Genomic DNA, 13633 nt, shown 5'->3' on the forward strand with positions numbered 1-13633 from the left:
GTTTTTTACTGAGCCTATTGGTTGTGCCGAAGCCGGCAGCAAGTCAGTCAAGCTGCAGCGGAAACCGATCACGCCTTGGACTGGAGGCGTTAGTGTGAAAAAAGGAAAGTCAGTGTTCAATAAAATTGTGAAATCATTCCAGTACGGTAAGCATAATGTCACCATGGAAATTGGTGAAATTGCCCGTCAGGCTAGCGGCGCCGTTCTGATCAATATGGACGATACCGTTGTTCTCGTGACGGTTGTAGCCGCACGTGACGTTAAGCCGGGTCAGGATTTCTTTCCGCTGACCGTTGATTACCAAGAGCGTACTTACGCTGCTGGTCGCATCCCAGGTGGTTTCTTTAAACGCGAAGGCCGTCCTTCCGAAAAAGAAATTTTAACTTGTCGTCTGATTGACCGTCCGATTCGTCCCCTGTTCCCTGAAGGTTTTTATAACGACATCCAGATCATTGCGACCGTGATGTCGGTTAATCCTGAAGTTGATCCAGACATCGTTGCGATGCTGGGTGCTTCTGCTGCCTTGTCGATCTCCGGCGTGCCATTTGATGGCCCGATCGGCGCTGCACGCGTGGCTTATATCAACGGTGAATACGTACTTTGCCCAACCTTATCTGAGCTGAAAACTAGCCAGATGGATCTGGTGGTTGCAGGTACTTCACAAGCTGTGTTGATGGTTGAATCTGAAGCAGATGAATTGTCTGAATCCATCATGCTGGGCGCTGTGGTATTTGGTCACGAGCAAATGCAAGTGGCGATCAATGCCATCAATGAGTTGGCTGATGAAGCGAACCCAGAATTGTTCGTATGGGCTGAGCCTGTTGCCAATGAAGCGCTGATTGCACAAGTTCGTGCAGTGGCTGCTGCTGGCCTGTCTGAAGCATTCAAATTGCGTCAGAAGCAATTGCGTACTATCAAAATCAATGAAACATGGGCATTGGTTAAGGCTGCACTGATTACCGAAGAAACCGGTACTCTGGCTGCTAATGAAATCAAAGGTATTTTCAAAGGTCTGGAAGCTGAAATCGTTCGCGGTCAGATTCTGGATGGCTACCCGCGTATTGATGGCCGTGATACACGTACTGTTCGCCCAATCACGATCCGTACTGGCGTATTGCCACGTACACACGGCTCAGTATTGTTTACCCGTGGTGAAACACAAGCGATTGCAGTAGCTACGCTGGGTACAAAACTTGACGAGCAAAAAATTGATGCATTGGCCGGTGCTTACACAGATCGCTTTATGCTGCATTACAACTTCCCACCGTACTCTACGGGTGAAACAGGCCGTGTAGGTACGCCAAAGCGTCGTGAAATTGGTCACGGTCGTCTGGCTAAGCGTGCACTGGCTGCGATGCTGCCATCTGTTGAAGACTTTGGCTACTCGATGCGCGTTGTTTCGGAAATCACCGAATCAAACGGCTCAAGCTCGATGGCTTCGGTTTGTGGTGGTTGTCTGGCGCTGATGGATGCGGGCGTTCCGATGAAAAACCACGTGGCCGGTATCGCCATGGGCTTGATCAAGGAAGGCAATCGCTTTGCTGTATTGTCTGATATCTTGGGTGATGAAGATCATTTGGGCGATATGGACTTTAAAGTGGCGGGTACTGAAAACGGTATCACTGCGCTGCAAATGGACATCAAGATCAACGGTATCACTAAAGAGATCATGAAAGTGGCTCTGGATCAGGCGCAAGAAGGCCGTGTGCATATCCTTGCTATCATGAAAGGCACGATGGAAGGCGCACGCACTGAAGTGAGTGAGCATGCTCCACGTCTTTACACCATGAAAATCAATCCGGAAAAAATCCGTGATGTGATCGGTAAGGGTGGTTCGGTGATTCGTGCGCTGACCGAAGAAACCGGCACTCAGATTGATATCCAGGAAGATGGCACCATCACCATCGCCTCGATCTCTGCTGAAGGCGCGGATGAAGCTAAACGCCGTATCGCTGATATCACTGCTGAAGTTGAAATCGGCAAAATCTACGAAGGTCCGGTTGTTAAGATTCTGGACAATAACGTTGGCGCGATTGTATCGATCATGCCAGGTAAAGATGGCTTGGTGCATATCAGTCAAATCGCTAATGAGCGTATCAAAAACGTGGGCGACTACCTGAAAGAAGGCCAAGTTGTGCGTGTTAAAGTGATTGAGCAAGACGAGCGTGGCCGTATCCGCTTGTCGATTAAAGCGGTAACAAACGAAGAAACACCAGTGGCTGCCGAAGCTGCTGTTGCACCGGTTGAAGCTGCAGCGGAATAATTGCTGAGTTTTAGCTGATAAAAATGCCGGCCTGAAAAGGCCGGCATTTTTTTGCTTGGAAGGAGCGGACCATTAGATTGCGTGCCGCTGCTGGCGCTTATTGCTGACCAGCCAATCAAGCAGGGGCTGCCATTGTATGCGGTCTTGTTTGGTTCGGGATGCAGGAAGATCAAATAGGGTTAGCCCGCGCTGAATGCTTTGCACATAGAGCTGTGTTTCACGAATGCAAGTAAGCAGGGGTAGATCATATTGTTTTAAAAAATCGGTAAGCTGCTGGGCAGATTGAGTGCGTGGGTTTACTCTCATGCCCACTACAGCAACAGATATTTCTTCGCGGCGTATAGCTTTTACTTCTGCAAGCTCTTCAAAAAATGCCGCACTGGCCCACATATCAAAAGCAGAGGGCAATACGGGGATCACCACATGATCAACCCGCATCAGTGCCTGCTTCAGACGCTTGCCGTGCAAGCCCGCAGGAGAATCCAGTACCGCAATACCTGTGCCTTTGGGTGGTCTTGCTTTTTGATCTTCATCCAAATCCCAGCCCAGAATTTGCGGAGACTCAAGAGGCCGCAGCGATAGCCAGTGGCGGCTGGATTGCTGGCTGTCTATATCGCCCAGCATGACTGTTTCTTCCTGCCATGCAAACCATGCTGCCAAATGAGTTGAGAGGGTGGATTTGCCGCTGCCACCTTTGGGATTTGCAATAAGTATGCTGCGCATAATGACCTGAGTGTGAATTCAACAGTTTATATTGTTTATATAGTTTATACTGATTTTACCTTATATGGGAGTGCGCACTATGGCTTCAAGTAAAGTTAAAGAAATAACTGAAGAAGTTATTGTAGAGCAAGAGAAGCCTGTAGTAAGAAATGTGCCAGCTAGCCGCAGAAGAACAAAACAAGTATTGCCAGAGGCGGTGCAAGAGGTGCTAGTAGAGGCGTTGCCTGCGGAGCAGGTATCGCAGATGCATAAGAAAACAAAGCTGACTAAGGTGAAAAAACCTAGGTTAGTGCGTGATAGCTTTACGATCCCTGAGGCCGAATATATTCAGCTGGCAGAGCTGAAGCAGCGTTGCCTGGAAGCAGGTCTTGCAGTTAAAAAAAGTGAGTTACTGCGGGCGGGTTTACAGGCCTTGGTGTCGATGCCTGATGAGCGCCTAATAAAGCAATTTGATTCGATAGAAAAGCTTAAAACAGGAAGGCCCTCTAAGACTGGGTAAACGCATATTTCTTATAAACGGCTGTTCTATTTGGTGATATTCAATCACAAAAAAAGCGTTTTAGGACGGGCTGGTTTGCTAGGCAGAAAGGCAAATCAGCGGCACTATATTTATGTAATTTTAGCCCTTGGTCATTGTACTGGCGTCAAAGCCCAGACGCAGCCCGCCCCAGTGTTGGCCATTAATATGAATGGGTAAATCTAATTCCGTCAAAATTTCACCCGTGTCACGCACATAGGTTTGTAAAAAGAAGCGTTGCAAGTTTCGTGCTGCGCGCAAACTCACGGCATCGTTAAATATTCGCTGATCACGGCTGTTGATTAAATCTGTTTCTAAATCACCGCTCATTGCTTTAGAGCACCAGCTGTTATGCGTAGGTGCATAACCATTTTGATCGACAGCCACTGAAAATTTTCCGCCTGGCGTGCTTTTTACCAGCTGATCATATAGCGCCTGAATCTCATTATTAAACAATGCGCTATAACCGGTTTTAAATTTAGCAGGATTGGTGTTGGGTATTGCCTGATATCGCTGATCAAAGACATCTATGCCGCGCTCTTTTAATGCAGCAATATGTTTTGCTATTTGATCTCTGAATTGCGCAGCACGCTGAATTGTGGCGTCCAGCTCTCCTTTGCCAACCGTAAAGCTGCCAATTAATGATTGAACACGCTCTGCGGCCTGTGCCAAGTCTTGTGAGGAACTGGCAGAATGGCCCATGCGCTCATTCACAGAAAGAGAAAGTTTGTGAATTTCAGTCACATTTGAATTGACCAGCTCATTTGCTGAAGTAAACAGCTCTAGTGTGCTTGCAATATCAACGAGTGTGACCGAGGTTTGTTCAAAATCCGCCATCATATTTGAGAATTGCAGTGATGCATTGATCACGACTTCTTTAGTGCTGTTTGCATCCTGATTAATCATTTCTGTTTCATTCAGTGTTTCAGCAACTTGATCCAGCATATTGTCGATATTGTGCGAAATATCTTCAGTGGCAACGCGTACTTTTTCTGAAAGTTTACGAACCTCATCTGCAACAACTGCAAATCCACGCCCTTGTTCGCCTGCTCTGGCCGCTTCAATGGCGGCATTCAGCGCCAGTAAATTAGTCTGGCTTGCAATTTCTTTGATTAGGCCAACAATTGATTTAATGCTGGCAGAGCGTTGATTTAAATTATCAACAGTCTGGCTGAAAAGCGCCAAGCGCTGGGTGATGGTACTGATTTTCGCGCTGACGTCTTGTAATTCAGCAAAGGATAAGCGTGCAGATTGCAAATTATCAGATGTGGTTTTTGATATGTGCTGGGTTCGGTCGGTGATTTGGTTAATGCCGGTGGTAGTTGAATTACTCGCTTCGCAAACCATTTGAGCCAGCTGGTCTTGTTGTTGGGTTGCAACGGATGACTCTTTAATGTTTTTCATCGACTTTGCCGCTTCCAGCGCAATGCCTACGGTCATGGCCTGTACATTAGCGATGATGTCACGCTGCTTGGCCAGAAATAAATTGCAGCTGCGTGCTAATTGGCTGACTTCATCATGAGTAATGGCTGGAATATCTTTGGATAAATCGCCTTCTCCGCTGGCGGCATCACGAAATACACTGGCAATTAAATTAATTGGCCGTGTAATCCAGTATTTCAGATAGGTGATTTGAATAAGGGCCAGAATGGTGGCTGCAAACAGGCTGAACCAGCACCAAAATTGAATCTTAATAATAATGCCGAGCAGCTTTTCGCTGTCTGCTGCAGCAAGGTGTAGGGTCTGGCTTAGCTGGCGCAGGCTGTCTTCGGCCGAGTAGCTGGCGATCAGGATGATGAGGGGGAAGGCGAGAAAGAGCAGAATAAAGGCAAATTTTCTGGCCAGCGTCGGGAGTAATGCTTTTTCCAGCGAAATGTGGATTTGATTGATCCATTCCATCTTTTTTTCTCCATGTTTCATCAGAAACAAAGGGCATTTTCTTATTTTTATTATTCGTTTGTCATCCCGGAGTGCGGGCTGAAATTACTCTGTATTCAAAAAAATATTTAATGCGTAAGAAGCAAAATATGCCTGAAAGAAGGGGCTTCTTTCAGGCCTGTGCTCAATAGGGGGCTTATTCTATTGCTGCCCTTACGGCCTATGATTCAAAAGCAGATTGCAATGAATCAAGTGTAAGGTGCCAGTGATTGAGCATATGGCCGAATACAGCAAGTTCTGCATCATTAATAATTTGATCTGATTTAGATAAATCAAGCGCCATAGCTGCAACATGTAAACGTTTTTTGGGATCACTCACATTATCTAAAATAAGATCAATTCGCTCACGATTAATCAGGCTGATTCGGCCATCTTCATCTGCTTCATCAGATATGTCATTACAGTAATCTTGTAAAACCTGAATAAACCCTTTGCGGCTGATGCCAATGGCTTCATAAACATGTAAGTGCTCTAATTCTTCCAGCTCTTCAGGATTGAAATTGCCATCACAGACCATTTGCATGACTAAAACCCGAGCCATTGCTTCAGGGCTGTTGTTTGCGTATTTTTTCATTTGTTTCCCTTATGGCATTGATCGCCTGTTCAAAAGACGCAGGCATGGATGCTCGTTTATGTGTTGTGTGATAATCAAAAAAAACAATCGATGTTTTGGCAAGCGCAATTTCAGTCTGATCAGTTACATTACTGACCCGGTAATACAAATCAAAACCAACACGGTTTAGTTGATCCACCCGTAGTGCAATATTGAGCTGATCAGCTAAAAAGGCCTCATGCCGAAATTGAATTTCAACATCCGCCAATATAATGCCAGGCGTTGTTGCATTGCCTAATTCTGTATAGTTTAAATAAGCCAGAAAACGAACCCTTGCTTCGTGAAGCATACCAAGTAATGCCTGATTTGCAAGATGATTGCCATAATTAAGATCAGTCACCCGTACATTCAGTTGTGTTTCAAAATCTGAGCCTTCTGGCAAAGTGAGTTTAAGTCTTGGCATTATTAAATGGGCGGTTAAACATATGCGGACGAGTGTATGCTGAAGCTTTATGCAAGGCAACCGTGGCTTGCTGTTAAACTAAACATGTATATCTGTATCTTTTAAATAAGGAGACTGATCATGTACCAACGTATTTTAGTGCCCGTCGATAATAGTGATACCAGTGCGGCAGCGATTATTGAAGGGCGGCGTTTTGCAGGGGATCAAAGAGCAAAAGTGAAACTGATCCATGTTGTTGATTTGGCTCAATTTGCATGGAGCGCAAATGAATTTCTGGATGTGCCGCAATTGCAAAATGCCTTGCGTCAATCGGGCGAGAAACTACTGGCCGAGCTGGCAGAAGGATTAAGAGCGGATGGTCTGGATGTGGAAACCAGCCTGCTGGAATCATGGGGCGGCAATTTGGCGCTGGCGATTGTGAATGAAGCAAGTAGCTGGCCGGCAGATTTAATTGTGATGGGGACACATGGCTATGGTGGGCTGACTCATTTATTAATGGGTAGCGTGGCCGAAGGCGTTGTGCATGCCACACCTGTGCCTGTGTTATTAGTGAGAGCGAAGGCGAATGACAAGTAAGACCGTTTTGCAAGTGATTGACCACAGCCGGGATAGCGCCGGCTGTGTTTATGTTTACCCCGTCGTTTCGCGGCGTGCAGGGGGGGTTTCTGTTGGGATTAATCTTAATCCGAATAACGCCTGCAACTGGCGCTGCGTGTACTGTCAGGTGCCGGATTTAAAGCGGGGTGGTGCGCCAGAGCTGGATTTGGATTTAATGGAGGCCGAGTTGCGCCATCTGCTGCACGATATTGTGCAGGGCGATTTTATGCAGACCCGAGTCCCGCCTGAGGCCAGACGCTTGAATGATGTTGCGTTTTCCGGAAATGGCGAGCCCACGAGTAGCTTGCAGTTTTTAGCCTGCGCAGAGCGGGTGATGGCTGTTCTTCGTGATTTTGATCTGGCAGGGAAAATTAAGCTGGTACTGATTACCAATGGCAGTCAGTTAGACCGCAAGCAAGTGCAGGAAGCATTGAGCCTGATGAGTGAGTCAGGTGGAGAAGTGTGGTTTAAGCTGGATCGCGCGCCGGAAGACGGATTTTCAGTGGTAAATCAGATCTCGCATAAGCGCACGCAAGTTGCACGGCGTTTAATGCTGGCAGCCAAATATTGTCCTACATGGATTCAAACCTGTATGTTTGAAATGGATGGCGCTTTGCCCGATGAGGCGCAATTACAAGGCTACCTAGATTTTTTGCAGGAAAGCATTGCTGCAGGCGTCAAAATAAAAGGTGTGTTGCTCTATGGGTTGGCGCGGCCTTCAATGCAGGCAGAAGCAGGCCGCCTAGCCGCAGCACCTGCAATATGGATGCAGGAATTAGCCCAGCGGATCACTGGGCTTGGGCTAGAAGTGAAATTAAGCCTGTAAGTGGTTGGAGGCAGAATGCTGACGCGGCTTTTCTTCGCTGTGAGCTTGTGCCGCTGCACGCAGTGTGTTGTACAGCTCTACGCGTTCTTCGCGCAGGTGTTGAATGATTTGGTAGTCTTCGCGGTTGATGCGTTCTAAGTCGATTTGCTCAACATGAACAACGCGCAGCAGCTCACGAACCGGACGCGGCATATTACGGCCACTTTCATAGCGCGAGCCGCCACTTTGCGTTACGCCAATTTTGCTCCAGAATTCTTGCTGGTTCATGCCGAGCTGCTGACGAACTTCACGTGGATTAATGATCTGGTTTTGCATAGTGTTTCCTCTTTGTGGCGCATGTGCTGGCAGGGCGTACCTGCAGCCTCATGTCATCTGAATGTTGACGTCATTTTAACGATCAAATCCATAATGCACATGTCACTATTACACGATTAAGGCCGTAACAATTTACGCAAATGCAAGGGAACTTATTGCGCTCTATTTAAAGAACAATAGCTAAGTAAGTGTTTATTTTGAATAAAACGCTCAAATGAAAATTATTCATAATTTAATGGCTGGCTTAATTTAGATGGCGTAAGTAGTCCTGCTTATAGAAAATATTTTCAGGTAATTTTCGATGTGCCGGATTAAATATAAGGCAATCATTTTTAGCGTCAAATCAAATGTTTTTTGTAAAGTAATGTGTAAATATCCTCGGCGAGGCTATGCTTCATTTATATGGGCGGTGAAACAATGAAGTTGTTGAGTTTTTTACTTTTTTTGGGCTTTTCTATTTCTGCCGCCGCAATACCGGTTCAGGTTTGTGGCGGGGATAGCCACTGGCCACCCATGTCTTATCAGTTAAACCGCCATGCAGATGTGGAGGGTATTTCTGCTGCAGTGATTCATCATGTTTTTCAATCAGATGAAAAGCCTGACATTGCTTTGATTCCATGGGCGCGTTGTATGTATGAGGTTGAATCACATCATCGCTTTGATGTGGCGATGTCGGTATTTAAAACAGCGGAGCGTGAGAAAAAATTCTTTTTTTCAAAAAGTTATCACAGCCTGACGCCTTCATATTTGTATGCCCGCAGCCGTTATAAAACGCCTCCTGTAAATAGATTAACTGACTTGGCTCATTTAAAAACATGTGCTGTTCATGGGAGTGCGACACCTTATATTCGTTTGCCAGAGAATAGAATTGATCGGGGTGCTTATGATTATCAAAGTTTATTAAAGAAAATAGACAGAGCTCACTGCGATGTAGTGGTGGATATGCAGGAAGTTTTCTGGGGCTTGGCCAATTTGGGTTTGTTTGATTTAAAAAAGAGTGCTTACCAAATTAAACCTTTGCCAGGTACAGAAAAATACTTGCTGTATTTTGCAGTCAGTAAAGCACACCCGGATGGGCAGAAATTAATCAATGAGATAAATAAAGGCATAGCAGAACTTTCTGCACGTGGAGAAATGAGCAAAATTATTCGCAGCTATCAGCGTCAGGGTGGTGTTTAGATCGCTCTGGCTAATACCCAATTATCCACGCGGGCAGCGCCTGCTTTTTTTAAACAAGCCGCCGCCGCATGCAGGCTGGAGCCTGAGGTCATCACATCATCAATAAGTACCACATGTTTTCCATCCAGATTGTGACGGGTATAAAACGCTTTTTGCATATTTTTATGGCGCTCTGCTTGTGACAAGCGGGCTTGATGCTCGGTATTGATGCGGCGCTCCAGCAGGTCAGGCCGCAGATCTAGCTGTAGTTGTCGGGTAATGGGCTTTGCCAGCTCAAATGCCTGGTTATAGCCCCGCTCTTTTAGCCGCTTAGGGTGCAAAGGGAGTGGAATGATAAAATGGGGGCGCGGTGCGGCAGAGACTTGGTCCAGTAGTAATTGCCCCAGCGTTGGCAGAAGCGACCAATGGCCGGAAAACTTTGCGGCAATAATCAGCTGTGTGATCGGCGGGGTATAGGTAAAAGCTGCAAAGCTAAAATCAAATGCAGGTGGATGATTCAAGCAGGCTGCGCACAGGCAGCCATCATGTGCAGGCAGGGCACATTGAGGGCAAAGCGCCTGAGTTAAATAGGGTAAGTGGCTCAGGCAGTCAGGGCAAAGCGCGCTGTTTTTACAGCTGGCCGCGCAAAGCACGCAGCGACAGGGCGGCGTACAGTTGTTCAAAAAATTAAAGATAAAATTTGACAACTGAGCTCCCGATTCAGACAATCACAGCTTGATTATGCGTTTTACCTTGGAAATTGCCAGCTTCCTGTGCGGATCCAAGGCCACATTTGGATGTCTATGCCCATGACGATGCCTCAAGCACAACAAGCCCATCCCATTGAATTTAAACGTTTAACGCCACATCCGGAAAGTGGTGCTTACTCTTTGGAGGCGGTTGCCGCTCTTTTTGACTTGCCTTTTAATGATCTGGTTTTTCAGGCGCAGACAGTGCATCGTCAGCACTTTGATGCCAATAAGGTACAGCTATCTACCTTGCTTTCAGTGAAAACCGGTGGCTGCTCAGAAGACTGTGGTTATTGCTCGCAATCGGCCAGGTACGATACGGGTCTGGAAAAAGAAGTGCTGATGAACGCCGATGAAGTGATCGATGTGGCACGCATTGCTAAAGAAAATGGCGCATCGCGTTTCTGTATGGGCGCGGCATGGCGCGGCCCAAAGACCAAAGATTTAGTTGAAGTGAAAAAAATGATTGCCGGGGTGAAAGCGCTGGGTTTAGAAACCTGTGCAACATTTGGCATGCTCAAAGAAGGCCAGGCAGAAGAGTTACGTGATTCAGGTTTAGATTATTACAATCATAATCTTGATACCTCGCCAGAAAATTACGCCAATATTGTGACCAGCCATAGCTATCAGGATCGCTTGGATACCTTGGGTAAGGTGCGTAAGGCGGGTTTGAACGTCTGTAGTGGCGGGATTGTGGGCTTGGGTGAAACAAGGCTGGATCGCGTTGGCCTGATTGCTCAGCTGGCTAATCTCGAGCCTCAGCCTGATTCAGTACCGATTAATAATTTGGTGAAAATCGAAGGCACGCCGTTGGAAGAAGGTGAGGCGATAGATTGGACAGAGTTCGTGCGTATGATTGCCGTAGCACGGATTACCATGCCTAAATCTTTTGTGCGCCTTTCTGCTGGCCGCCAGCAAATGCCAGAAGCCATGCAGGCGCTGTGTTTTATGGCGGGGGCTAATTCGATTTTTACGGTGATAAATTACTGACTACAGGCAACCCTGATGTTAGCCGCGATCGTAATCTATTTGCTAAGTTGAGTATTCAGCCCCTGTAAGAGGGTAAGGCTTTTATAGTTTCGTAGGATGGGTATCGCCTCACGGCTCCACCCATTCTACAAATCTGCCTTGCCAGAGAGCTACACCTTGAACCACAGAGCAAAACGAGAACACAGAGTTTCACAGAGAAAAGCAGCAAATCTCTTGTTTTCTTTGTGAAACTCTGTGCCCTCTGTGGGATTGAGGGGGCGTGATTTTGTACCCTCAGTTTTAAGCTGAAGTGTCTGTTTAAATCACTGTGGCTTTTGTACCATGGCGCTACCACCGCCGTGGCGTAATGGTTCGCTTACCGCTGTCGTGCTGCCATCAGCATTAAACTGCAGACCGTTGGCGGCACCAATTTCATCGGTTTCACTCCATTGATGTCCATATTGCTCCAGCGCCTTGGCCTGAGGGCTACCTGTAAATTGCAGCAGCGTTTCCACTTCAGTTTTGTCGCCATTTCTTTGGCTGAGGCGGGGTGCGGCCAGTGCATCGCCCAGTGGCATGCCAAGGTCAATATGGTTGACGATGGTTTGTAAAACAGTGGTGATAATGGTGGAGCCGCCAGGCGAGCCGATGCTAAATACCGGCTTACCATTTTTAAAGGCAAGGGTAGGCGACATGCTGGAGCGCGGGCGTTTGCCTGCTTCGGGGATGTTCGGGTGCGGGCCGCTGAACTCAAAATCGGTCATTTCATTATTTAGCAAGAATCCCTTGCCGGGCACCACAATGCCGCTGCCACCCCAGTCTTCAATGGTAAAGGTATAGGCAACGATATTGCCTTCCTTATCGCTAACCGTCAGGTGCGTGGTGTGTGCGGGCTCGGTGCTGAGGCTGGCTTTAGGGCGCAGTGGGCGGGATTGATCGTCTTGAAATAAAAACGGATCACCAGCGCTGGCTTTGCCGTGACTTTGTTTCAGATCGATCAGCTTGGCGCGCTCTGCCGCATAGGCTTTGGATAGCAGGCCGGTTTTAGGCACATCGGTATATTCCCCGTCGGCCACATAGGCGTTACGATCGGCAAAAGCCAGCTTGGCGGCTTCCATATACAGATGCTCAACTTGCGCCTTGGGCATGGTTTTAAGATCAAAGCCTTCTAAGATGTTTAAAGCCTCGGCAATGGCAATGCCGCCGGATGAAGGCATGGCCATGCCGTATAAATCCAAACCCCGGTAGGTAGAGTGAACAGGCTGGCGCAGCCTTGCTTCATAGTCTTTTAAATCAGCCAGTGTCATTTGCCCTGTCATCACAGAAACGCCTGAATTCACGGGCGGCATATTCACTGCTTGCACAATTTGCTTGGCCAGTGGTCCCTCGTAAAAGGCTTTCACACCGCCTTTGCTGATGGCGCGATAGGTGGCGGCTAAATCGGGGTTGCGAAAGCTCGTGCCAACAGGCAGGGCTTTACCGTCTTTTAAATACAATGCCGATGTTGAGCTGAAACGGGCAAATTTGGCTTCATTGATTTGATTAATGCGATAGAAATTAGGGCTGATTTTAAAACCGGAGTCAGCCACCTGAATGGCGGGCTGCAATACCCGCGCCATATCCATAGAGCCATAGCGCGCCAGCGCCTCATGCCAGCCACGCACCGTGCCCGGCACACCAACAGAGATGCCGGTGGGCACCACATCATCCCACTCCATTTCTTTGCCGTTTTTTTGGTACACCTGCGGATTGAAGTAGGCGGGAGCCGTTTCGCGGGAATCAATGCTGATGATTTTTTTATCTTTGGCAGAGTAAATCAGCATAAAGCCGCCGCCACCAATGCCGCAGCTAAATGGATCGGTCACACCCAGCGTGGCCGCGGCTGCAACGGCGGCGTCAATGGCATTACCCCCTGCATTTAAAATGCGCATCGCGGCTTGGCTGGCAGGGTCGGAAATGGTCGCCACCGCGCCACCATAACCCGTGGCAACGGGCTGCCTAGCCCACGCAGGTGCAATCATTAAGACGATGAGTGTAGCGATGAATGGTTTATTCATTGAATCAACTCCGGCTTCAGGAGCTACTCATGCTACACAAGCCGCGATGAGTAGCGTAGTGGGGAGTTGCCGCAAGGGGCGCTTACTTGTCCTAGGCTTTATCTCTGCTATAGCGCGCCAGCCTCTGTTCCAGCGTGCCTGTATGCAGCTCAAACAGGTGGTTATCAAAATCGTAGAAGTAGAGCGATTGTCCTTCGCCTTCTACCCTGGGGCGGGGTGGTTTGATTTCGACACCTAGGGCTTCAAGCCTAGCCTGGTAGTCTGCCAGCTCGTGTTCTGCAATTTTAAACGCCACATGCTGATAGTTGCGCTCTGCTGGTGGATCGCCCTGCATGGCGGCAATCCATAGGCTGCCAAGGCTGAAAAATTTTTCATGCGAAAGCGAGAAGTGCTGGCTCTGACTGTCGTAGATTTCAATTGCGCCAAGGCCCTCACATAAAAACTGCGCCATGCGATCGAGGTCTTTAACGATAAAAGTGAGGTGGCTGAGATGTTGAATGGGCAT

13 protein-coding genes and 1 pseudogene are annotated in these 13633 nt (G+C 47.7%); 6 read left to right on the forward strand and 8 right to left on the reverse strand.

The window, feature by feature from the left end:
- Positions 1 to 112 precede the first annotated feature (112 nt).
- Positions 113 to 2263 carry a polyribonucleotide nucleotidyltransferase gene (pnp, locus tag DYD62_RS09395; protein WP_115228257.1) on the forward strand — a complete coding sequence of 717 codons (2151 nt, stop codon included), beginning with the start codon at positions 113 to 115 and terminating at the stop codon, positions 2261 to 2263.
- Between the two features lie 72 nt (positions 2264 to 2335).
- Here pnp and DYD62_RS09400 read toward each other — a convergent pair whose 3' ends face one another.
- Positions 2336 to 2986, reverse strand: a complete 651-nt coding sequence (locus DYD62_RS09400; RefSeq protein WP_115227101.1) for a nucleotide-binding protein — start codon at positions 2984 to 2986, stop codon at positions 2336 to 2338.
- A 79-nt stretch (positions 2987 to 3065) separates the two neighbouring features.
- On the opposite strand from DYD62_RS09400, the gene DYD62_RS09405 reads away from it, so the two are divergent.
- Positions 3066 to 3485 carry a hypothetical protein gene (locus DYD62_RS09405; protein WP_115227102.1) on the forward strand — a complete coding sequence of 140 codons (420 nt, stop codon included), beginning with the start codon at positions 3066 to 3068 and terminating at the stop codon, positions 3483 to 3485.
- 120 nt (positions 3486 to 3605) lie between these two features.
- On the opposite strand, the gene DYD62_RS09410 is transcribed toward DYD62_RS09405, so the two are convergent.
- From DYD62_RS09410 to DYD62_RS09420, 3 genes are all read right to left on the reverse strand, one after another.
- Positions 3606 to 5402, reverse strand: coding sequence for a methyl-accepting chemotaxis protein (locus DYD62_RS09410; RefSeq protein WP_165928611.1), 1797 nt, complete (start codon positions 5400 to 5402; stop codon positions 3606 to 3608).
- 199 nt (positions 5403 to 5601) lie between these two features.
- Entirely contained in the window at positions 5602 to 6015 is a 414-nt protein-coding gene (locus DYD62_RS09415) for a hypothetical protein (protein ID WP_099399242.1), read from the reverse strand.
- Positions 5987 to 6457 carry an acyl-CoA thioesterase gene (locus DYD62_RS09420; protein ID WP_115227104.1) on the reverse strand — a complete coding sequence of 157 codons (471 nt, stop codon included), beginning with the start codon at positions 6455 to 6457 and terminating at the stop codon, positions 5987 to 5989. Before DYD62_RS09420 ends, DYD62_RS09415 begins: the two co-directional genes overlap by 29 nt.
- A 120-nt stretch (positions 6458 to 6577) precedes the next feature.
- Here DYD62_RS09420 and DYD62_RS09425 point away from each other — a divergent pair, with 120 nt between their 5' ends.
- A complete protein-coding gene (locus DYD62_RS09425) occupies positions 6578 to 7033 on the forward strand; it encodes a universal stress protein (RefSeq protein ID WP_115227105.1) in 456 nt (151 codons plus the stop codon).
- Positions 7023 to 7880, forward strand: a complete 858-nt coding sequence (locus DYD62_RS09430) for a radical SAM protein (RefSeq protein ID WP_115227106.1) — start codon at positions 7023 to 7025, stop codon at positions 7878 to 7880. The genes DYD62_RS09425 and DYD62_RS09430 overlap by 11 nt, the downstream gene beginning before the upstream one ends.
- Here DYD62_RS09430 and DYD62_RS09435 read toward each other — a convergent pair.
- Positions 7869 to 8195 (reverse strand): helix-turn-helix domain-containing protein, encoded by a 327-nt coding sequence (locus DYD62_RS09435; protein ID WP_115227107.1) that lies wholly within the window; start codon positions 8193 to 8195, stop codon positions 7869 to 7871. The two genes, DYD62_RS09430 and DYD62_RS09435, sit on opposite strands and share 12 nt — an antisense overlap.
- 417 nt (positions 8196 to 8612) lie before the next feature.
- Here DYD62_RS09435 and DYD62_RS09440 point away from each other — a divergent pair, with 417 nt between their 5' ends.
- A complete protein-coding gene (locus tag DYD62_RS09440) occupies positions 8613 to 9374 on the forward strand; it encodes a substrate-binding periplasmic protein (RefSeq protein ID WP_267896114.1) in 762 nt (253 codons plus the stop codon).
- Here the strand turns inward: DYD62_RS09440 and DYD62_RS09445 are convergent.
- Positions 9371 to 9874: a ComF family protein gene (locus DYD62_RS09445; RefSeq protein ID WP_165928613.1), complete on the reverse strand. Its 504-nt coding sequence runs from the start codon at positions 9872 to 9874 to the stop codon at positions 9371 to 9373. The genes DYD62_RS09440 and DYD62_RS09445 overlap by 4 nt on opposite strands.
- Positions 9875 to 10168: 294 nt before the next feature.
- On the opposite strand from DYD62_RS09445, the pseudogene bioB reads away from it, so the two are divergent.
- Positions 10169 to 11160, forward strand: a pseudogene (gene bioB, locus DYD62_RS09450) (biotin synthase BioB).
- A gap of 234 nt (positions 11161 to 11394) precedes the next feature.
- Here the strand turns inward: bioB and ggt are convergent.
- Both ggt and fosX read right to left on the reverse strand, forming a co-directional pair.
- A complete protein-coding gene (gene ggt / locus DYD62_RS09455; RefSeq protein ID WP_115227110.1) occupies positions 11395 to 13128 on the reverse strand; it encodes a gamma-glutamyltransferase in 1734 nt (577 codons plus the stop codon).
- A gap of 91 nt (positions 13129 to 13219) precedes the next feature.
- Positions 13220 to 13633, reverse strand: coding sequence for a FosX/FosE/FosI family fosfomycin resistance hydrolase (gene fosX, locus DYD62_RS09460; protein ID WP_276527787.1), 414 nt, complete (start codon positions 13631 to 13633; stop codon positions 13220 to 13222).

Source organism: Iodobacter fluviatilis (genome assembly GCF_900451195.1).
GTDB lineage: Bacteria > Pseudomonadota > Gammaproteobacteria > Burkholderiales > Chitinibacteraceae > Iodobacter > Iodobacter fluviatilis.

What these genes read in the sequence shown, in the direction of transcription:
- DYD62_RS09400 (WP_115227101.1), bottom strand. Translation starts at nt 2,986, where the DNA reads ATGCGCAGCATACTTATTGCAAATCCCAAAGGTGGCAGCGGCAAATCC.
- DYD62_RS09405 (WP_115227102.1), top strand. Translation starts at nt 3,066, where the DNA reads ATGGCTTCAAGTAAAGTTAAAGAAATAACTGAAGAAGTTATTGTAGAG.
- DYD62_RS09410 (WP_165928611.1), bottom strand. Translation starts at nt 5,402, where the DNA reads ATGGAATGGATCAATCAAATCCACATTTCGCTGGAAAAAGCATTACTC.
- DYD62_RS09415 (WP_099399242.1), bottom strand. Translation starts at nt 6,015, where the DNA reads ATGAAAAAATACGCAAACAACAGCCCTGAAGCAATGGCTCGGGTTTTA.
- DYD62_RS09420 (WP_115227104.1), bottom strand. Translation starts at nt 6,457, where the DNA reads ATGCCAAGACTTAAACTCACTTTGCCAGAAGGCTCAGATTTTGAAACA.
- DYD62_RS09425 (WP_115227105.1), top strand. Translation starts at nt 6,578, where the DNA reads ATGTACCAACGTATTTTAGTGCCCGTCGATAATAGTGATACCAGTGCG.
- DYD62_RS09430 (WP_115227106.1), top strand. Translation starts at nt 7,023, where the DNA reads ATGACAAGTAAGACCGTTTTGCAAGTGATTGACCACAGCCGGGATAGC.
- DYD62_RS09435 (WP_115227107.1), bottom strand. Translation starts at nt 8,195, where the DNA reads ATGCAAAACCAGATCATTAATCCACGTGAAGTTCGTCAGCAGCTCGGC.
- DYD62_RS09440 (WP_267896114.1), top strand. Translation starts at nt 8,613, where the DNA reads ATGAAGTTGTTGAGTTTTTTACTTTTTTTGGGCTTTTCTATTTCTGCC.
- ggt (WP_115227110.1), bottom strand. Translation starts at nt 13,128, where the DNA reads ATGAATAAACCATTCATCGCTACACTCATCGTCTTAATGATTGCACCT.
- fosX (WP_276527787.1), bottom strand. Translation starts at nt 13,633, where the DNA reads ATGCCCATTCAACATCTCAGCCACCTCACTTTTATCGTTAAAGACCTC.